17 protein-coding genes are annotated in these 20954 nt (G+C 45.5%); 9 read left to right on the top strand and 8 right to left on the bottom strand.

What is annotated here, in order from left to right; all coding sequences use genetic code 11:
* Positions 1 to 114: 114 nt before the first annotated feature.
* The 4 genes from htpX (at position 115) to CWE13_RS01630 (ending at position 4075) form a co-directional block, all read left to right on the top strand.
* On the top strand, positions 115 to 999 hold the full coding sequence (htpX, locus tag CWE13_RS01645; RefSeq protein ID WP_126805596.1) for a protease HtpX: 885 nt from the start codon (positions 115 to 117) through the stop codon (positions 997 to 999).
* The gene (locus CWE13_RS01640) at positions 999 to 1637 is read left to right on the top strand and encodes a flavin reductase family protein (protein WP_126805595.1); all 639 of its coding nucleotides are present in this window, start codon (positions 999 to 1001) and stop codon (positions 1635 to 1637) included. The genes htpX and CWE13_RS01640 overlap by 1 nt, the downstream gene beginning before the upstream one ends.
* Positions 1638 to 1730: 93 nt before the next feature.
* Entirely contained in the window at positions 1731 to 3083 is a 1353-nt protein-coding gene (locus CWE13_RS01635; protein WP_126805594.1) for a class II 3-deoxy-7-phosphoheptulonate synthase, read from the top strand.
* A gap of 179 nt (positions 3084 to 3262) precedes the next feature.
* Positions 3263 to 4075 (top strand): DUF1338 domain-containing protein, encoded by an 813-nt coding sequence (locus tag CWE13_RS01630; protein WP_126805593.1) that lies wholly within the window; start codon positions 3263 to 3265, stop codon positions 4073 to 4075.
* An 88-nt stretch (positions 4076 to 4163) separates the two neighbouring features.
* Here CWE13_RS01630 and ppsR read toward each other — a convergent pair whose 3' ends face one another.
* Entirely contained in the window at positions 4164 to 4970 is an 807-nt protein-coding gene (ppsR, locus tag CWE13_RS01625; RefSeq protein WP_126805592.1) for a posphoenolpyruvate synthetase regulatory kinase/phosphorylase PpsR, read from the bottom strand.
* Between the two features lie 116 nt (positions 4971 to 5086).
* On the opposite strand from ppsR, the gene ppsA reads away from it, so the two are divergent.
* Together ppsA and ydiJ are read left to right on the top strand one after the other, a co-directional pair.
* Positions 5087 to 7459, top strand: coding sequence for a phosphoenolpyruvate synthase (ppsA, locus tag CWE13_RS01620; protein WP_126805591.1), 2373 nt, complete (start codon positions 5087 to 5089; stop codon positions 7457 to 7459).
* 34 nt (positions 7460 to 7493) lie between these two features.
* Positions 7494 to 10571: a D-2-hydroxyglutarate dehydrogenase YdiJ gene (gene ydiJ, locus CWE13_RS01615; RefSeq protein WP_126805590.1), complete on the top strand. Its 3078-nt coding sequence runs from the start codon at positions 7494 to 7496 to the stop codon at positions 10569 to 10571.
* Positions 10572 to 10654: 83 nt separating this feature from the next.
* Here ydiJ and CWE13_RS01610 read toward each other — a convergent pair whose 3' ends face one another.
* Positions 10655 to 11704, bottom strand: a complete 1050-nt coding sequence (locus CWE13_RS01610) for a Glu/Leu/Phe/Val dehydrogenase dimerization domain-containing protein (RefSeq protein WP_126805589.1) — start codon at positions 11702 to 11704, stop codon at positions 10655 to 10657.
* Between the two features lie 323 nt (positions 11705 to 12027).
* Between CWE13_RS01610 and CWE13_RS01605 the strand changes: the two genes are divergently transcribed.
* Complete coding sequence (locus CWE13_RS01605) at positions 12028 to 12447, top strand: DUF4826 family protein (protein WP_126805588.1); 420 nt, start codon at positions 12028 to 12030, stop codon at positions 12445 to 12447.
* An 84-nt stretch (positions 12448 to 12531) separates the two neighbouring features.
* Here CWE13_RS01605 and CWE13_RS01600 read toward each other — a convergent pair whose 3' ends face one another.
* From CWE13_RS01600 to CWE13_RS01580, 5 genes are all read right to left on the bottom strand, one after another.
* Positions 12532 to 13749, bottom strand: coding sequence for a cupin domain-containing protein (locus CWE13_RS01600; protein WP_126805587.1), 1218 nt, complete (start codon positions 13747 to 13749; stop codon positions 12532 to 12534).
* A 116-nt stretch (positions 13750 to 13865) separates the two neighbouring features.
* Positions 13866 to 15260 carry an adenylosuccinate lyase gene (gene purB / locus CWE13_RS01595; protein ID WP_126805586.1) on the bottom strand — a complete coding sequence of 465 codons (1395 nt, stop codon included), beginning with the start codon at positions 15258 to 15260 and terminating at the stop codon, positions 13866 to 13868.
* A gap of 86 nt (positions 15261 to 15346) precedes the next feature.
* Positions 15347 to 15994: a high frequency lysogenization protein HflD gene (hflD, locus tag CWE13_RS01590; RefSeq protein ID WP_198677871.1), complete on the bottom strand. Its 648-nt coding sequence runs from the start codon at positions 15992 to 15994 to the stop codon at positions 15347 to 15349.
* Positions 15991 to 17163 carry a tRNA 2-thiouridine(34) synthase MnmA gene (gene mnmA, locus CWE13_RS01585; protein WP_126805585.1) on the bottom strand — a complete coding sequence of 391 codons (1173 nt, stop codon included), beginning with the start codon at positions 17161 to 17163 and terminating at the stop codon, positions 15991 to 15993. Before mnmA ends, hflD begins: the two co-directional genes overlap by 4 nt.
* Before the next feature lie 76 nt (positions 17164 to 17239).
* Positions 17240 to 17878 (bottom strand): pseudouridine synthase, encoded by a 639-nt coding sequence (locus CWE13_RS01580; protein ID WP_126805584.1) that lies wholly within the window; start codon positions 17876 to 17878, stop codon positions 17240 to 17242.
* Positions 17879 to 18012: 134 nt separating this feature from the next.
* Between CWE13_RS01580 and CWE13_RS01575 the strand changes: the two genes are divergently transcribed.
* On the top strand, positions 18013 to 18900 hold the full coding sequence (locus CWE13_RS01575; protein ID WP_126805583.1) for a hypothetical protein: 888 nt from the start codon (positions 18013 to 18015) through the stop codon (positions 18898 to 18900).
* A 115-nt stretch (positions 18901 to 19015) separates the two neighbouring features.
* The gene (locus tag CWE13_RS01570; RefSeq protein WP_126805582.1) at positions 19016 to 19903 is read left to right on the top strand and encodes a glucosaminidase domain-containing protein; all 888 of its coding nucleotides are present in this window, start codon (positions 19016 to 19018) and stop codon (positions 19901 to 19903) included.
* A gap of 56 nt (positions 19904 to 19959) precedes the next feature.
* Here the strand turns inward: CWE13_RS01570 and ttcA are convergent, their stop codons facing one another.
* The gene (gene ttcA / locus CWE13_RS01565; protein ID WP_126805581.1) at positions 19960 to 20928 is read right to left on the bottom strand and encodes a tRNA 2-thiocytidine(32) synthetase TtcA; all 969 of its coding nucleotides are present in this window, start codon (positions 20926 to 20928) and stop codon (positions 19960 to 19962) included.
* Positions 20929 to 20954 lie beyond the last annotated feature (26 nt).

Here is a 20954-nt window from a genome sequence, read left to right as displayed (position 1 = left end):
GCGTGTAAAAATTGCAAAGTAGCACCTTGAAAGTAGCGCCGTATACAACCATATCAAGAATTATAGGTGTTTATTACAAGTGCCTATTTATAAGTATTGAATGAGGAAACATAAATGAAGCGTATCGTTCTCTTTTTGGCCACTAATCTTGCCGTTTTGGTTGTACTTAGTATCGTCATGAACATCATTATGACGGTTTTCGGTGTGGATTTTGGCAGCTACACAGGATTGTTAATCTTCGCAGCAATATTCGGTTTTGGTGGCGCGTTCATTTCGCTTTTCTTATCAAAATGGATGGCAAAGCGCTCTACCGGCGCAAAAGTTATTCAACAGCCGCGCAATGATGCTGAACGCTGGCTGCTTGATACGGTGCGCAAGCAATCGCAAAAGGCTTCTATTCCAATGCCGGAGGTAGCGATTTACGATTCTCCTGAACCGAATGCTTTTGCCACCGGCGCCAGCAAAAATAGTTCGCTGGTAGCGGTTTCTACCGGGCTTTTACGCTCAATGAGCAAAGATGAAGTGGAAGCGGTATTAGCGCATGAAGTCAGCCATATTGCGAATGGGGATATGGTAACGCTTACCTTAATCCAAGGTGTGGTAAATACCTTTGTTATCTTTTTGGCCCGTGTTGTCGCAGGACTCATTAACAATGCTTTACGAGGGAACCAGCAGGGTGGCAGCCATCATGGTGGCGGCGGTTTTGTTTATTTTGGCCTGGTTATATTATTTGAAGTGTTGTTTGGGGCACTAGCCAGCTTAATTGTGTTCTATTTTTCGCGGCAGCGCGAATATCGTGCAGACGCAGGTGCGGCACGTTTGGTAGGGCCGAACAAAATGATTGCCGCATTACAACGTCTTGCACAAGGGAAAGAATCGCAGTTGGATGATAAAATGTTGGCGTTTGGTATTAAAGGTAAGTTAGCGAAAGGCGAATTAATGATGACACATCCGCCTATTGAAAAGCGCATTGCTGCCTTACGCCACGGGAGTTATTAATGATTATTGATCTAGCAAACGAGAATAGCAGTTCAATTTACCACCTCATGACGCAAACACTCATTCCGCGTCCAGTAGCGTGGGTACTCACGCAACATCAACAAGGCCACTTGAATCTTGCACCATTCTCTTACTTTACCGCAGTTTCTAGTGAGCCGCCTTTACTGATGTTTTCGGTTGGTAATAAAACACCGGGCGAGGGCAAGGATACCAAAGTAAATATTGCGAATAACCCGTATTTCGTGGTGCATATTGCTTCCGAAGCACTGGCTAGCGAAGTAACCGAGTCATCGCGCAGTTTACCAGCCACGGAATCCGAGTTGGATAGTATTGCTGTGAATATGGTTGATTTTGGCGATTTCCCTTTGCAACGAGTAGCCGAGTGCCCAATTGCGTTTGCTTGTAAGCTTCACGCTCTGCAAGATGTGCCCGGAGCACCCCAAACAATGGTTTTCGGTGAAATCGTGAAAATCTATATTGATGATAAAGTAGCCCGTAGCGAAGAAAAGCGAAAGCCAGACGGCACTAGCAGTACAAGGCTTTTAGTGGACGCTCTGCAGGTGAACCCAATCGCTCGCCTGGGCGCTGATCAATATGCGAGTTTGGGGCGTATTTTAAATATCTCAAGGCCAAAATAGCGCGAAATGCGAGAAATGCTCAATTTGCCATTGCAATAAGATGCCTCGGCAGATACATTCAAATACATCCTGAATCAAGCAGTATAAGGAATTATCATGCAGTGGACACCAGATAGCTGGCGCCAATTCCCAATCAAGCAACAACCCAATTATGCGGACGCCGCAGCCCTTGCTGAAGTTGAATCCCAGCTTAAACGCTATCCACCGTTAGTATTTGCAGAAGAGATACGCCGTTTACAAAGTCATTTAGGCGATGTCTGTGAAGGGAATGGTTTTTTATTGCAGGGTGGTGATTGCGCAGAATCGTTTCGCGATTTTACCGCACCAAAAATTCGCGACACGTTTAAGGTAATGCTGCAAATGGCAATTGTCATGACCTTTGCTGGCGAAGTACCGGTTGTGAAGGTTGGCCGCATGGCTGGCCAATTCGCAAAACCACGTTCTGGCGATATGGAAACGATCGATGGTGTTTCGTTACCAAGCTATCGTGGCGACATTATTAATGGCTTAGATTTTAACGCCGAAGCACGCGAGCCTGATCCACAGCGTATGTTAACGGCCTACCACCATTCAGCGGCAACGTTAAACCTGCTGCGCGCATTTGCGCAAGGCGGTTACGCTGATTTGCACAAAGTACATAAATGGAACATGGGGTTTATCAACGCCAACCCAATGAAAGAAAAATATCAGGCGATTTCCGAGCGTATCCAAGAATCATTGCGCTTTATGGAAGTGTTGGGAATTACCGCAGAAACGCACCCAACCATTCATGAAACCGAATTGTTCACTTCTCATGAAGCACTGCTGTTACCATATGAAGAGGCTCTTACACGTACCGATAGCCTCACCGGTATGCCGTATAATTGTTCCGCACACATGGTATGGATGGGTGAACGTACTCGGCAACTCGATCACGCGCATATTGAGTTTTTCCGAGGTATCAACAATCCAGTAGGCGTAAAAGTAGGGCCAACGGCTACCGAAGAAGAGCTAATGGCGCTAATCGATACCTTGAACCCGAATAATATTCCCGGACGACTCACCTTAATTACGCGCATGGGAGCGGATAACTTAGCGAATAATTTGCCGAAGCTTATTCGCAGAGTGCAGAAGGAAGGCCGGAATGTAGTTTGGTCGAGTGACCCGATGCATGGGAATACCGTAAAAGCGAACAATGGCTATAAGACACGGGATTTTGCTGCCATTATTCGCGAGATTCGTCAGTTCTTTGCGATTCATCAAGCGGAAGGTAGCTACGCCGGTGGTATTCACCTTGAAATGACGGGTGAGAATGTTACTGAATGTACAGGTGGGGCGTATAAGATATCGCAAGATGATCTCGCGGAACGCTACTTAACGCAATGCGATCCAAGGCTAAATGCTGACCAAGTTCTTGAACTTGCGTTCTTAGTGGCCGAATCGTTAAGCAAGGCGCGCCAAGCTTAAAGCTTGTTTTCGATCAACACTTGTTCTCGATCAATAATACAAGCGCAAACATTGAATCGGGCTGTAGGAAAACGTTGGTTTTGGTTATAATCAGCCTATCAACACCGAATTTCATCTGAAATATTTCCGAGGGTCGGGACGCAAATGTGTTCTGGCCCTTGTTGTACAGGAGTTAATGAATGAGCGCATCAAACAGTTCCGCTGCACATAGTTTTTTTGAAGCTTTGTGGGCTGATTACATCAAACGCACCCCATCGGCAAGTAAAGTGCATGAAGTGCTTGGCGAAGGCCATGATATTATTAACGATCACGTTGCCTTCCGTACCTTCAATATAGCTCCGGTAAATTTGGCAGCGCTCACTGGGCACTTTGAAGCCATGGGATATTTTGCGAATGGCGATTATGCATTCGAACAAAAGAAATTGCGCGCAAAACACTTCGAGCACAGCGACCCAACGTTACCAAAAATCTTTATTAGTGAGCTACTTGTTGAGGAGTTTTCGCCTGAGTTACAAGCTATTGTGCACGATATGGTTGCGGGAATTGATGTGAACGCGGTTACTAAACCGGAGTTTTTGTATTCGGGAACCCATTGGCAAGTATCACACAAGCAATACGAACAATTGCTTGAAGAAAGTGAGTATGCTGCTTGGATGAGCGCATTTGGCTTCTGTGCGAATCATTTCACGGTAAGTGTTAACGAATTGCCTGGCTATAGCACGCTCGAAAGCGTGAATCAGAAATTAAAAGATTCCGGTTTTACCTTGAACACATCGGGCGGTGAAATTAAAGGCTCGCCAGATGTGTTTCTAGAGCAATCATCGACAATGGCTGACCACACGTCGGTTCAATTTAGTGATCGCGAAGCGGTAATCCCAAGCTGTTTCTATGAGTTCGCAAAGCGCTATGAAATTGCGGAAGGCAAGTTGTACACAGGTTTTGTGGCAGCTTCGGCCGATAAAATATTCGAAAGCACGAACGCTAAAAAATAGATTAAGAACGCAACTAGACGCGATAGAAAAGCTCTGCTTAATGCAGAGCTTTTTTGTTTCTACTTTTCTGTTTCTATTTATTGATAAATTAGTAGCGGTGGCGTTTGAGCTTCGCCGTTGTCATTATTTTCGCTGCAATTTCTTCAACAGAAGCATGTGTTGAGTTCAAATATGGAATTGCTTCTTGCCGAAAAATACTTTCAATTTCATTTATCTCCAGCAAACATTGCTCAATTGATGCATAACGGCTGTTAGCGCGCCGTGCTTCGCGAATACTCTGGAGCCGCTCGGGATCAATGGTAAGGCCGAATAGCTTATGCCGGTGCATCTTCAAGTCATAGGGGAGCTCAATCGGCCCCATGTCTTCCTCGGTAAGGGGATAATTGGCAGCTTTAATACCGTATTGTAAGGCTAAGTAGATACAGGTAGGGGTTTTCCCAGTTCGCGAAGCGCCCACAAGGATAATATCTGCTTCACCATAATTACGCGTACTTACACCATCGTCGTTCTCGAGCGTGTAGTTAATCGCATCAATTCGAAAATTGTAATCCTGATTTAATCCGTGTGTGCGGTTTGTTTTCGGTTGCGCAGCCACCCCGAGTTCAGCTTGCACCGGCTCCACATAGTGATCAAGGAAATCGTAGCTCACACCATCGCTCGTAAGAATTATTTTCTTTAATGATGGATTCACAAAAGTATGGAATATCAGCGGTTTTTCGTTAGTTTCAGCAAACGCGGCATTAATTTCCTGAACTGCTTTGCGGGCTTTTTCATCATCGTCTACGAAAGGTAACGTTTTATGCTCGAATTTAACCGGAAATAACGACAAAATCGCGTGACCAAAGGTTTCTGAGGTGAGGGCTGTGCCATCCGATATGTAAAAAGCTGTGCGCATATTAAATTAGCCTGAAATGAAAGTGATACAAATGTTAACTTGTGAAGCCCTAGTGTGTAAAATACTCTTCAGTGAACACACCCAACAATTAACCCCGATATTGTAAGGATAACCCCGTGCAAGAATACGTGCTTTGGTATCAAGATTTAGGAATGAACGATGTAAACCGGGTTGGTGGTAAGAACGCATCACTTGGCGAAATGATTAGCAACCTAGCTGGCGCTGGCGTTACTGTTCCAGGTGGCTTTGCTACTACATCTCACGCGTTCAATACTTTCCTCGAACAAAGCGGCGTTAATGCTCGCATCTACGATTTACTCGATACACTTGATGTTGATGATGTAAAAGAGCTTGCTAAAGCAGGGGAGCAAATCCGCAATTGGATTATCGAAACACCATTTACGCCAGAGCTTGATGCCGCCATTCGGGAAAGTTATGCCACGTTAAGCGAAGGCTATGCCGAAGCAAGCTTTGCTGTGCGCAGTTCGGCTACCGCGGAAGATATGCCGGATGCCTCGTTTGCTGGCCAGCAAGAAACCTTTTTAAACGTAAAAGGTATTGATGCCGTTATGGAGGCGATTAAGCACGTTTACGCCTCTTTGTTTAACGATAGAGCCATTTCATATCGGGTACATCAAGGCTACGACCACCGCGGTGTAGCACTTTCTGCCGGTGTACAGCGCATGGTTCGAAGTGATTTAGCGTCATCGGGCGTTTTGTTTTCGATTGATACCGAATCTGGTTTTGATCAAGTGGTATTTATTACATCTTCATACGGCTTAGGAGAGATGGTAGTGCAGGGCGCAGTGAACCCTGATGAATTTCATGTTCATAAGCCAACCCTTGCTGCAGGCCGTCCGGCAGTAATCCGCCGCACTATGGGTAGTAAAAAAATTGAAATGGTTTACTCGGATAGCCAAGAGCATGGTAAACAAGTAACGATTCAAGATGTTGATAGCGCGCGGCAAAAGCAATTCTCACTCACTGAGGCAGAAATCTTAGAGCTAGCGAAACAGGCAGTGGTTATCGAGAAACATTATGGTCGGCCAATGGATATCGAATGGGCGAAAGATGGTATTGATGGCAAGCTTTATATCGTTCAAGCGCGTCCAGAAACGGTACGTTCAAATGAAACCGGTAACAGCATCGAACGATTTGCACTCAAAGGGCAATCAGAGATTATTATTACCGGGCGCGCAATCGGCCAGAAAATTGGTAGCGGTAAAGCCCGGGTTCTCGATTCGATTGCCGATATGGACCAAGTTCAGCCTGGTGATGTGCTCGTTACCGATATGACGGATCCAGATTGGGAACCGATTATGAAGCGTGCCGCTGCAATTGTAACGAATCGTGGTGGGAGAACTTGTCATGCAGCCATTATTGCGCGTGAATTGGGTATTCCCGCAGTAGTTGGTTGTGGTGATGCTACCAAGCTTATTCAAGACGGCGTTGAAGTAACGGTATCTTGTGCTGAAGGTGATACGGGTAATGTGTATAGCGGCATTCTAGATTTCGAAGTTACCCAATCAGAAGTTGGGAACATGCCGCCGTTACCCCTCAAGATTATGCAAAACGTGGGGAATCCGGATCGCGCATTCGATTTTGCCCGTTTGCCACATGCAGGCGTTGGTTTAGCGCGCTTAGAATTTATCATTAATCGCATGATTGGTGTGCACCCGAAGGCGCTTTTACATTACGAAGATCAAGCGCCAGAGATGCAAGCTCTGATTACTGATTTAATTTCCGGTTATGAAAGCCCACGAGAGTTTTACATACAGCGCTTAGTCGAAGGTATTTCAACGATTGGTGCTTCCTTTGCGCCAGAACGCGTGATCGTGCGGTTATCAGATTTTAAATCGAACGAGTATGCAAATTTGATTGGTGGCCGCCAGTACGAGCCAGAAGAAGAGAACCCGATGCTTGGTTTCCGGGGTGCAGCGCGTTATCTAGCGCCTGATTTCACGGAGTGTTTTGCACTTGAGTGCGAGGCGGTAAAACGCGTTCGGAATGATATGGGGCTGACTAACGTAGAAATCATGATCCCATTCGTACGTACCTTGGAAGAAGGCCGTAACGTTATTGAATTGCTGGCGCAACATGGGTTACGCCAAGGCGAAAATGGTTTGCGCGTTATTATGATGTGTGAATTGCCTTCGAACGCAGTTTTAGCTGATAAGTTTTTGGATATTTTTGATGGCTTTTCAATCGGTTCAAACGATTTAACTCAACTTACACTTGGTTTAGATCGTGATTCCGGGCTAATTGCTCACTTATTTGATGAGCGTAACGAAGCAGTGAAAGCCTTGCTAGCAATGGCCATTCAAACTGCGAAGAAACGCGGAAAATATGTAGGTATATGCGGGCAGGGACCATCGGACCATCCTGATTTCGCTCACTGGTTAGTAGAGCAAGGTATCGATTCGGTATCTCTGAATCCAGATACAGTTTTAGATACTTGGTTGTTTCTCGCCAAAGAACTAAACAAGTAAACAATAACTTAGCCTTTTGCGGAGGTCTTTTGCTGTGACCAGCCGATTACCGGTTTTAAATGATTACGAACAAGTGCCTGAGGAAACTCAGGCCTTTATCAGTGCGTTAGAACAAGCTGGTTATATTGGTGATGTTGATTTTAGTTATTCTGGCCGCATGGTTGCGGCTACCGATAACAGTATTTATCAACAACTTCCGCAAGCAGTGCTTTATCCGCGCAGTCAAAATGACGTTCGTTGTATTTTTCGAACGGCAGCGCGCGCGCAGTTTCAAGGTATACGTTTTTCGCCGCGGGGCGGGGGCACGGGTACTAATGGTCAAGCACTTACTCCCGGTGTTGTTATTGACCTCAGCCGTCACCTCACCCGCGTTTTAGAACTTAATCTTGAAGAAGGTTGGGTTCGCGTTGAATCCGGTATTATCAAGGACCAGTTGAACGCGGTTTTAGCGCCCCATGGCTATTTTTTTGCGCCTGATACTTCGACTAGCAATCGTTGTACCATTGGCGGCATGATAGCTACTGATGCCTCAGGCCAGGGTTCGTTAATCTATGGCAAAACCAGCGATCATGTGCTCGGATTAAGAAGCTTGCTGGTGAGTGGTGATGAGCTACGTACCGAACCAGTTACCTTGGCAGAAGCGGAAAAGATAGCAAAACATGATGATGTAATCGGGCGAATCTACCAGCAAGTATTGAGTAGCTGTAAAGATATGCGTGCGGCCATCGAAGATAAATTCCCACCTCTAAATCGCTTCTTAACCGGTTATGATTTGGCCCATGCCTATGATCCGAAAAATGAAACTATCGATGTAGGGCGCTTAATTGCGGGTGCCGAAGGAACATTGAGTGTTGTTACCGACGCAAAACTGAAAATCACACCAACGCCAAACTTTAAGGTATTGGTGAATGTGAAGTATCAAGATTTTGAAGATGCGTTACGCCACGCTCCCGAATTAGTAAAAGCACGGGCTACTTCGGTTGAAACGGTGGATAGCACTGTATTGGATTTAGCCCGCAACGATATTATTTGGCACCAAGTTAAAGACCTCCTTACTGATGTGCCGCCTTTTCGAATGGGTGGTATAAATATTCTTGAATTTACCGGTATCGACCAAGCAGAAATTGGTAGCAAACTCAAAGCACTTTGCAATCAATTAGCAGGGCTCGATCCGCACACTACTGGTGTGATCGGATATCAAATTTGTCGCGAAGAAAGCAGCATTCAAAAGATCTATGCGATGCGGAAGAAGGCAGTAGGCCTGTTAGGTGCAACAAAAGGTTCGGCAAAACCCGTAGCCTTTGTTGAAGACACGGCAGTTCCCCCGGAGCGCTTAGCCGAATATATAATGGAATTTCGTGCGCTGCTTGATTCCCACCAACTTCGCTACGGCATGTTTGGGCATGTTGATGCCGGCGTATTACACGTTCGGCCAGCGCTGGATATGCAAAATCCACAGAGTTCAGAAATGGTCCGTACCATAAGCGATCAAGTTATGCGCTTAACGGCTCGTTTTGGTGGTTTAATGTGGGGGGAGCATGGAAAGGGCTACCGCTCAGAGTATGGCCCTGAGTTCTTTGGCGACGCTTTATTCGCTGAGCTGCGGAAGATAAAGGCCGTTTTCGACCCACAGAATCGTTTGAATCCAGGCAAGATTTGCACACCTCTAAACAGTAAAGAGCCGTTAGTATCGGTAGATGCGAGAAAACGAGGGTGGTTTGATAGACAAATACCGGCAACCAGCCAACAACAATTCCAAGGTGTGATGGACTGTAATGGTAATGGTTTGTGCTTTAATTTTGATGCTACGAGCCCAATGTGCCCTTCGTATCGCGCTACTGGCGATCGACGCTATTCGCCAAAAGGGCGAGCAACTCTATTACGTGAGTGGTTACGCCGTTTATCTGCTGCAGGTTACAGTACGGAAACTAAAACGCTCACCGAAAAGGGTATTTTAGCCAACGCGCGATTAGTCAAAGCGCCGAATGGTGATGATTTTAATCTAGAAGTAAAAAAAGCGCTCGATACCTGCCTTTCATGCAAAGCCTGTTCCAGCCAATGCCCGGTAAAAGTAGATATTCCGAGTCAGCGCGCTGTATTCTATGCCCATTACCACCAAAACTTTAAGCGCCCGGTAAAAGATTATCTGGTGTTAAGTACCGAGTTAAATTTATTAAAACTTGCGCGGTTTCCGCGCTTTGGTAATTTGCTGGCGAATAATCCGCTAAGTAAAGCACTACAGAAACATTGGTTGGGTTATGTCGATACGCCGAAGTTTTCAGTACCTAGTTTAGCGAAACAAACCGCTAAACAAAATTACCTGAACGTTGCCGATGTGCGGGAGAAAGCCAAATCATTGGCGTTTGATGCCAATGATTATGTTTTTGTTGTGCAAGATGCGTTCACGAGCGCCTTCGATGCGCATTTAGTAAGTGATTTCATGAAGCTAGTGCGTGCCATGGGCAAGGAGCCGGTATTATTGCCCTATATGGCCAACGCCAAGGCCGCTCACGTAAAAGGCTTCCTAAAGAGCTTTGAGCGCATTGCAACGGAGACAGCAAAAGCATTAGCTGCTTTGAACGAAGAGTTCAGGGTGCCGATGGTTGGCCTTGATGCTGCAACTGTGCTGTGTTTTCGAGATGAATACCGTAAAGAGGGTATTGCCAGGAGCAATGATTTCGATGTTCTCTTAGCCCACGAGTGGTTGCATAAAAACCGTGAAGCATTGTCGCCATTAGTTACCCACAATGCGTTATTGCCAAGCCATGAAAGCACGCAAATATTAGCGCATTGCACCGAGCAAACCGCGCTACCGAATACCGGCAATCAATGGCGAGATATATTCACCGCAGCGGGAATGAAGGTAAATGTTCCAGCTGTTGGGTGCTGTGGAATGGCCGGTACGTTTGGCCACGAACTTGAAAACCAGAAAATGAGCCGCTCAATTTTTGATTTAAGTTGGAAAACATTTTTTTCTGATAATTTATCAGCAGGAGAGGAATCTTCCGGCGCCGTACTCGCAACTGGTTTTTCGTGCCGCTGTCAGGCAGGGCGCTACAACGCCGAGAAACCAAAACACCCGATTCAATACTTGCTCGCATGTGTAACATAAATCGGAAAATATGGCTGGATAAGGTATAAAAAAACGCTGCAGTGCACAACACAGCAGCGTTTTTCTCTATTCTAGCTTTTGAATTAAGCGATTTTCTCAGCTAATTTCTTAGCCAAAATTTCCCGCGCCATTTCATCAGCAATCTCACCAGTCGGACGATTCTCATCTTTTGCCCGAGTAAAGATCTTATCTAGCGTCCCGTAAATTGCTTTCACACGTTTAGCGGTATCTTCTAACGAGAAATTAGCGGCTTCCGAACATACATGAATAACGCCACCGGCATTAATTACGTAATCAGGCGCATACAAGATACCCATGTCTTTCAATATCTTATCATGAGCACGCGTGGCCAATTGGTTGTTTGCACTACCCGCGATAACTTTCGCTTTGATAACCTTCAACGTATTATCGTTGATTGTTGCACCTAAAGCGCATGGCGCATAAACATCACAATCAACACTGTAGATTTCATCAATACTTACGGCTTCAGCCCCAAGTTCTTTTACCGCACGCTCAACCGCTTCTTCGTTTACATCGGCAACAATAAGCTTGGCGCCTTCTTTTGCACAATACTCGGCAAAATCGTAGCCAACCGCACCTAAACCTTGAACAGCAATGCGAACACCTTTGAGATCTTCATTTCCAAATGCGTGTTTAGCGGCAGCCTTCAAACCAAGATAAGTACCTTCTGCTGTATGTGGAGAAGGATCGCCAGCTTTACTTGCCGTGCCTGCAACAAAAGGTGTTTCAGTAGCAACAATATCGATATCAGCAGTACGGATATTTACATCTTCTGCGGTGATATATTTGCCACCCAGAGAATTCACGAAGCGGCCGTATGCTTTAAAGAATGCTTCACTTTTGTCTTTTTTGGCATCGCCAATAATGACTGCTTTACCGCCACCGAGCGGCAATCCAGCTAATGCACTTTTGTATGTCATGCCACGGGATAAACGTAAAACATCGGTTAGGGCTTCTTCTGAGCTCGCGTAGTTCCACATGCGAGTTCCGCCAAGTGCTGGACCCATCGTGGTATCGTGAACTGCGATGATTGCTTTTAAGCCGGTTACTTTATCATGACAGAAAACAACCTGTTCGTGACTGTCATATTCCGTGTGTTCGAATAGCGCCATTTCCGCTAACCTCATTGTTGTTGTCAAAGACACAAATTTGGTGCGTAAGCTACCACTTTACGTAAACTGTTGCTAGTAAATGAAAGTGAAAAACTGGTCGTATTTCTAGTAAAGTATCAACTTGTCTTTACAGTGAACAAATCTTACTCGTGGTAGGGCCAGTGGCGGCTTCTAGTGCTTTTCAGTTTTGCTTTCGCCTGTTAAGATATAGTTGATTTTATTCCTTTGGCGGATGTTTGTGTTGGGGCTACGCATAGCGCGTTTGTCTATATCTAAAGCAACGCCATATCAACATTGATAGCTGTAAGAGTAGTGAGATAACCATGAGTGAAAAACAGATAGAAAGCAGCCCAGAGCAAGCTGCATGGGTGCGTGAACATTTTCAGAAAGCAAACGGTTATCTTGTTGAAAAAGGTATTTTAACCGACCAAGTGCTCGTTAAAGAAAGCCGTTATTTAATGCCTCACATCGCGCTTTGGAAATTCACTGTGCGGGGAACAACCGACAAAGTTTGGGCTATATGCGGTGTGTGTCCAACAGACCACGTAGACGCTGCGGTTGCAGGCAATGCCCGTGATGCATTAAAACATTTTTGTTTGCGCTGGCAGTTACGGGCCGATAAGATTCTGAACGAGCCGAAAAGTGATGAAACTGAACAGAAATTTGCCCAGCTACTGATTAATCATGCTGAGGCCTGCTACGAATTAGTTGAGCAAGAAAGCTTTTGGGCCGATAAACAATAGCACTTGTTCGTTACCAAAAAAACCGCCTATCTAGCTTACGATTGGCGGTTTTTTTATCTTCACGGAAATGCGTTCAGCAACCGATTACGGTTCATCATTTGCTAGAATGAACAGGCCTTCATTTAATAAACCACAAAGTAGGGCGCGCGCGCTATCCGATTTTAAATAATCAAGAATAGTTAACGTTTCTGCAAAGTCGGTCATATCGCTTAGTAAACCAAAAAGTGCTTCCGCATCACTATCAAGTGTATACCAATGCCCCTGTACCACAGCATAGAGCTGGCTATCTACGGTGGTAGTAATCATCCGTACACCAACTGCTTTGACCAACATATCGTAGCGCTGGCAGCTGTATTTTAATGCCGCAGGGGTGTAGGGTTGTTCTGGCCATTCAGGCAATGGCGGGCGTGGGTTTTTTGAGAATAGTTCCGCGCATACCTTATGTAGAAGGGCATCATTATCTAGTGCGGCCGCCATTAAACTTCGGCAATCGGCAATGATTTCTGCTGGTAAATGCCAAGGTTCACGATCAGCTAACGCGGCTTTGGAATCATCTAACAATACTTCTACCCGATCACGAAAACGAAGTTGTAAGTCGTCATGTTCCAATGCATGGTCGGCAAGGGCTGATATCAGCTCCGCCTGACTAGGGGCACGCAAACCAACCGAGTAGTTCAATGCTTCGCTAATGGTATCACCTGAATGAGGAAACCCAGCGGGTATGTAGATCATATCGCCCGGCTCAAGAACCTCATCAATAATAGGTGCGAACTCAGGAACTTGCTTTAGATCGGGGTGTGGACAATGGGTTTCAAAATCCCCTGGTTCGCCTACTTGCCAGCGGCGTGATCCCATGCCTTGTACAATAAAAACATCATATTGATCAAGGTGCGGGCCAACACCACCACCTTCGGTAGAATAGCTCACCATGAGGTCATCAATACGCCAATCGGGAAGAAAGCGGAATGCGCGCAAAAGCTCTTGTGCCGGCGGATAATGCTCGTTCACCGCTTGTACAAGTAAGCTCCAATTCTTCTCGCCCAACTTGCCGAAATCGTCAATTGGACCGTGTGCCAAATCCCATTTACCAGCGTTGCAACTCACAACCCGAGAATCAACCCCTGGTTCCATCGATAAACCGGCAAGCTCGTCGGCGCTAATTGGATCTTGAAAATCAATAAAGGCCTGACGAATCACACACGGTTTCTTCTGCCAATAATCACGTAAAAACGCCACTGCATCAAATGCATAGTGATTGAGGATGTAATCACTTGGACTATCTTGGAATGGGTTAAAGGTCATGATTTCCGCTACCTTGTATGGGCTTAGTCGAAATTTTATCGATTAAACTGAAGCAAAATTTGAAGCATGAATTGAAACGTAAACAAGTGTGCAAAACCAGTTTGCACACTCTCAAATTACAGGTTCTTCAATTGCGCTGGCAGTTCATCAACAAAGGTTTCAGCGCGGCCAATATACGTTGCCGGAGTTAACGCTTTTAATTCAATCTTAACTTGTTCCGGCAACTCTAGTTTATCAATAAAGATAGCTAAATCTTGCTGAGTAACACGCTTGCCACGGGTGAGCTCTTTCAATTTCTCGTATGGTTTTTCAATGGCATAACGGCGCATCACTGTTTGTACTGGCTCGGCAAGTAACTCCCAATTCGCATTAAGCTCAATTCGCAAGTTTTCTTCATTCACTTCCAGTTTAGAAATGCCTTTAAGCGTTGCCTGATAAGCAATTACCGCGTACCCCAAACCAACCCCGAGGTTACGTAACACCGTGGAATCGGTAAGATCACGCTGCCATCGCGATATGGGAAGTTTTGCTGCTAGATGGCCGAGAATGGCGTTCGCAATACCTAAATTACCTTCCGAGTTTTCAAAGTCGATCGGATTTACTTTATGCGGCATGGTAGAAGAACCAATTTCTCCTGCAATCGTTTTTTGTTTGAAATGATTGAGTGCGATATAGCCCCATAAATCTCGGTCAAAATCGATCAAGATAGTGTTTAACCGGCATACTGCATCAAACCATTCGGCAATGTAATCATGCGGCTCAATTTGCGTCGTATAGGGGTTGAATGTGAGTCCGAGCGAGGTAACAAATTCTTCGGCCACTTGATGCCAATCAACATTCGGGTATGCAGAAAGATGCGCGTTGTAATTGCCAACCGCGCCATTGATTTTGCCCAAGAACTGCACTTGCTTCAACGCCGACATTTGCCGATCTAAACGCACTGCAACGTTAGCAAATTCTTTGCCCATCGTTGTTGGGGTAGCCGGTTGGCCATGTGTACGGGCCATCATTGGGATACTTTTGTAATCGGCTGCATGTTTGCTTATTTCTTGCAGCAATTGCTGGAGCAGGGGCCAAACTACGTTATCGTTGGCAGCGTTCAGCATTAATGCGTGCGAGAGGTTGTTAATGTCTTCGGAGGTACAGGCAAAGTGGATAAACTCAGTAACTGCGAGTAACTCAGCGTTTCCCGCAACCTTTTCTTTCAAAAAGTACTCAACTGCTTTCACATCGTGATTGGTAGTGCGTTCAATATCTTTAACGCGTTGGGCATCAGCCTCAGAAAAATCCGCAACGATGGCATCGAGTACTGCGTTTGCCTCATCCGAAAAGGCGGGAACTTCAGTAATTTCCACAATGCTTGCAAGTTTTTGCAACCAACGCACTTCAACAAGCACGCGCTGATGAATTAAACCGAACTCACTTACGAACGGACGAAGATCAGCAGTTTTACTGCCATAACGTCCATCTACTGGGCTAATGGCGGTTAGTGCAGAGAGTGAGAGGGTCATACGGTTGCTCCGAGTTTGTAGTTAAGCGTTGTCATTAACATCATGAATAAATAAAAAAATACGCTAGTAGCTGCGCAAATACTGCGTTACATGCGCAATAAATCTTCTATGGCACGCACTAATTTGCTGCGCGAAAGAATGATATGCCGGCGTTTGCCACCGAGCTGACGCCATAATACAGCACTGCGAATACCGGCTAATAACATAGTTCGAATCTGATATTGCACCGCGGGTTGTTTCAGATACTCAGGTTTTCCACTAATCTGAATGCGCGGGCCAAGTGGGCTGATAACGTCCATATACAGCTTACCTAGGTTCTCAACGATAATGCTGGTTTCAAAATCAAAATCTTCGCGTTGGCGCTTTATCTGTTTTAAGCTCGATCCGAGTTTATCTAAGGCCACAGAACTTGCATTGAGCTTGCGCTCAAGCGCTAACATGCCCACAACATAGCGTGTTTGTTCAACATCTTTTGCACCCTTACCATTTAACTGCCCCAATAACAGGCGTAGTGCGGGTTTTAGGCTTTCTAAATCACCGTAAACATCTAGGGTACTGGAAGGGTCTAGATTAAGCAGGCTGCTAATCAATACTTCGGTATGATCATTGGGAATTATTTCTCCGCGGCGCGCTAATTGTTGGGCACATACTGCGGCCAAACATAGGCCACCAAAAGCGAGCATGCGTTCATGCCACTCATTGAATTCACTGCGTAGCGCTATTACGTTGCTCACAAAGTTACCTCGAAATCTGTAATTCGTTGTTCAATAATACCGCCACCGAGGCATATATCACCGTTATAAAGCACCGCCGATTGTCCGGGGGTTACTGCGGCTACATCCGCATCGAAAATCACTTCTATTTGTTCGCCATTGCCAATTGGCGATACCGTGCAAGGAATATCTTCTTGCCGATATCGTGTTTTCACAACACAGGAAAATGGCGCTGAAATATGTTCCCGATTAAGCCAATGTAACTGGCCGGCAATCAAGCCTTTCGAGAACATACGAGGATGATCTTTACCTTGCGCAACAACTAATGTGTTGTTCGCTACATCTTTATCAACCACATACCATGGTTCATCGCCAGCATTGGCAAGGCCACCAATATGCAAGCCTTTACGCTGACCGATGGTGTGATACATCAAGCCTTCGTGGGTGCCTAGCGGTGCACCGTTTACACTTACAATAGGGCCCGGTTGCGCGGGAAGATACTGCTGTAGGAAATCCTTGAACTTGCGCTCGCCAATAAAGCAAATACCCGTAGAATCCTTCTTGCCGGCGGTTACTAAACCTTGCTCTTCCGCGATTTTACGCACGTCTGGTTTTTCAATATCACCAACGGGGAAGAGTGTTTGCGCTATATGTTCATGGCTAAGTGTATACAAGAAATAACTTTGATCTTTGTTATCGTCTAAACCGCGTATAAGTTGCCATTTCTCACCGTCAAACCGGCGCCGGCAATAATGGCCTGTAGCGATATAATCCGCGCCGAGTGCTTCGGCAGCAAACTCAAGAAAAGCTTTAAATTTAATTTCTTTATTGCACATGATATCTGGGTTTGGGGTACGCCCAGCACGATACTCAACAAGAAAGTGCTCGAACACGTTATCCCAGTACTCTGCGGCAAAGTTGACAGTGTGTAGTTCCATCCCGAGCGTAGCGCATACTTGTTCTGCATCGGCTAAATCGGTAGCTGCAGAACAGTATTCATCGGTGTCATCTTCTTCCCAGTTTTTCATGAATAGCCCTTCAACCTGATATCCTTGTTGCTGCAAAATATACGCAGATACAGAAGAATCAACACCACCCGACATGCCAACAATAACGCGGTGTTTTGCATTTTGTTGTTTTTGCTCAGCGGTGGTTAACGCAAGGATGCGATCAGATACAGGAGTGTTCATGGATTGGGAATTCACCTTTGTGTTAAAAATTCATTTATGGCGGCGAATTCTACCGTTTTTTAGGATGTTTAGCCAGTTAAACAGGTACTTTCCGATACTCTCCAGGCGCTAAATTAGCCAGGCTGTAATCACCAATTTGATAGCGTATAAGCCGCAACGTAGGGTGGCCAACATGCGCGGTCATGCGCCTTACTTGCCGGTTTCTACCTTCCCGTATGGTGAGTTTTAACCATGTATCTTGAATATGCTTGCGCACACGAACAGGTGGTGTGCGTGGCCACAACCATTCAGGCTCAGAAACAAGCTCGGCCTCAGCAGGCAATGTTTTCCCATCTTTAAGTTCAACGCCATTGCGCAAGGCATCAATAGCCGCTTGGCTCGGTACGCCTTCTACAAGCACGTAATAGGTTTTGGCGAGCTTAAATTTCGGCGATGAGATGCGTGCTTGTAACGGCCCATCATCGGTTAACAACAGCAACCCTTCACTGTCTTTATCAAGGCGGCCCGCTGGGTATACGTTGGGGATATCGATAAATGCTGCTAGGGTGGTATCCGATTTCTCGCCGGTAAACTGGCAAAGCACATTCATGGGCTTGTTAAAAGCGATTAGGGTAGGTACTTTGGGAGTCGGCTTATGGAAACCCCGAGATTGCCGAGTTTTCGCCTTCGTTGCCCGAGAGTTTGGTTTGCTATTGGTGGTTTTAGGTGCCGGCATGTTTGTTTCACCGTGGTTGGCATGTTGATGAACGGAACTGAAAATAACTCGTTACATTCGTTTACTAGCTTTTTCGTGTAGAAAACGGATAATAACAAAAAACCTTAATAAATGATGACAGGATTAACGCCCTTATGGAAAACAACAATAACAATGAACTTCGCGGCAGCGTAGAGAACGCCGTTCAATCAAAACAAAAGCTAGATATTAATAAAGTGCTACAAGAGGCTTACGAGACAACGAAGAAGAAGCGCACCACGTTAGCGGGCGCAATTGTATGGTCGTTTTTCATACTTATTGCAGCCGGTATTTTAGTGGCTGTGCTCGCTGAGTTCTCTGGAATAGAACAAGAAAGTAAAGCGTTTACGCTTATTACTTATGCGCTGCAAGTTATTATCTATTTTCCGCTAGTCGGCGGTATTCACTTAATAGCGTTGCGCACGGTAATCGGTAAAACGCCGGATATCAACCAAGCTTTCGAGTTTCTGAGCAAACCTTGGTCACTTATGGCTGTTGGTTTAATTACAACGGTTATTGTTAATGCACCCACGCTGATAGGTTTTGAGCATTTTACTGTTCTTATCTGGGCAGCGTTTTTTAACATCTCGTTTGTGTTGGCTGCCACTATTGTTGCTACCGGAGCGGCAAGCCCTTTGAACGCAGTAATGCTATCGTTCAATCTTGTCATCAAACGTTTCCTTGGCTTCTTAATACTTAATATCGTTATCTTTATTGTTACTATGCTGATTATTGTTCCCGCTGTGTTACTTGGGCTTTTTGCGGGTACCAATGGATTTATGATGGTACTTACGATTCTGGCTGCGCTTGCGGTTCTTTATTTACTTTTCGCTTGGGTGGTGCCAACGTACTTCTTCGCGATTGCCATCTACTACCGTGATCTTTTTCAAGTTAAAGCCGTAAATGAGAATGAAAGCGATGATCTTAGTGGCGGCGAAAAAGAGCCTGTGCTTGCTGAAGAGAACTCAGCCGATAAGCCCGATTCGCAGAGCTTTAATGCCTAGTATTAAGTTTCGCTATAAAATTATTTAACTTACAACAAAGAGCGCTACTCGCGCTCTTTGTGTTTTCTTTCTATTATAATAGTTAGCAAAATCATCTACCCACAATTGGTGAATTATGCAGATTCAAAAAAGATTTCTAGTTATCGGGGCATTCGCCTTGGTCGTTCTTTTAGCGTTAATCATGTTTTGGCGGGGAGTATTAACGGGCAACGAAGATGGTGAGCAAAGAGCCACTACTGCGGGCCCTGAAGGTTTGCCAGTAGTAACGCTAGCGAAACCACGGAAAAATCATAATGTGCCAGATTTCGGCGCGATATCTGATATTCCGACTCGGAAAATTGAGTTCTTTAGCTATCTGTTACCTGCAATTAATGAGCAGAACGCGCATATCTTAAAGCAACGAGCACAAATAGAACGCTTGCAGCAAAAATTCGAACGTGGTGAGGCATTAACCGCAAAAGAACAACGTTGGCTTAATAATTTGGCCAGTTTTTATCGCGTAAACGCTGCCTCTGAAGCTGATCGGTTTGCAACGTTGTTGCGCCGTGTTGATATTATTCCTGATACGCTAGTGCTGATTCAGGCCGCTAACGAATCCGGCTGGGGAACGTCGCGTTTTGCCGCGGATGCGCGTAATTTCTTTGGCCAATGGTGTTGGACAGAAGGTTGTGGTTTGGTGCCAGCCTCGCGCGGCGAAGGACAAATACACGAAGTGCGCGAATTCAACAGTGTTACCGAATCAGTTCGCAGTTATATACGAAACTTGAATACCCACGATGCATATCAGGATTTACGGCAGATTCGCGCTGAGTTGCGCCAAGCGAGCTTGCCTATAACCGCACAGCCATTAACGCATGGGTTGATGTCATATTCAGAGCGTGGGGAAGATTACATTGTTGAATTGAATCAGATGATTCGCGTTAATTTGCCGATTATTCGCGAGGTTCGAGAATCATTTGAAAGCAACAGCGACCACAATAATCAAACGGCAAGCGCTAACTAGATAGGTTTGGCAGTTAGCAGAAAAAGCAAACCGGCCGCTACAGCGGCCGGTTTTTTTTACAACTTTAAAATATGAACATCGGTATTTTCATCTACCGCGATATCATCGTCATCAAGGAAAGCCCGTGCACTGCCAACCACAGGTTGATCAAAAGCGGTATCGCCATTTGCATCGGCAATTCCATTGGCCTCCAAGCTCTTAAAATCAAATAGCTCTGCATCAACTAAATGGCTCGGTACAACATTCGTTAGCGCCTTGAACATACTTTCGATTCGGCCAGGATACTGCTTATCCCATGTTTTCAGCATATCTTTTATCATTTTGCGCTGTAAATTTTCCTGTGAGCCGCACAGGTTACACGGAATAATCGGGTAATTCATAGCTTCCGCATATTTAACAATATCCTTCTCACGCGCATAAGCTAAAGGGCGGATAACAACATGTTCACCGTTATCACTCACTAATTTCGGCGGCATTGATTTCATTGAACCGCCGTGGAACATATTGAGTAACAAGGTTTCTAGAATATCGTCGCGATGATGGCCTAAAGCAATTTTAGTGGCACCCAAGGTTTTTGCAGTGTTGTAGAGAATCCCCCGGCGTAGGCGAGAGCATAGCGCGCAAGTGGTTTTGCCAACAGGTACTTTCTCTTTCACAATTGAATACGTATCTTCTTCGATAATGCGAAAATCAACATTCTGGGTGGCGAGGTATTCAGGCAGAACATGCTCTGGAAATCCGGGCTGCTTTTGGTCTAGGTTAACCGCGATTAACTCGAATTTAATCGGCGCAACCTTTTGAAAGTATTGCAGTGTTGAGAGGAGGGTATAGCTATCCTTGCCTCCAGAAAGACACACCATTATCCGATCGCCATCGGTAATCATCGCAAAATCTTCGATAGCTTGACCAGCCGCGCGACGAATTCGTTTCTCTAATTTGTTAAAGCTATATTTCTGCTTTTTCTGCGCAGCGAGAACATCGCTGCTAGCGTTATCTGTGTGCGTATTCAACGAATGAGTACTCATACAAGCTACCTAGTGTAAGTGTCTGA

The organism is Aliidiomarina shirensis (assembly GCF_003987345.1).
Lineage (GTDB): Bacteria > Pseudomonadota > Gammaproteobacteria > Enterobacterales > Alteromonadaceae > Aliidiomarina > Aliidiomarina shirensis.
This window is presented reverse-complemented; position numbering and strand designations above follow the sequence as displayed.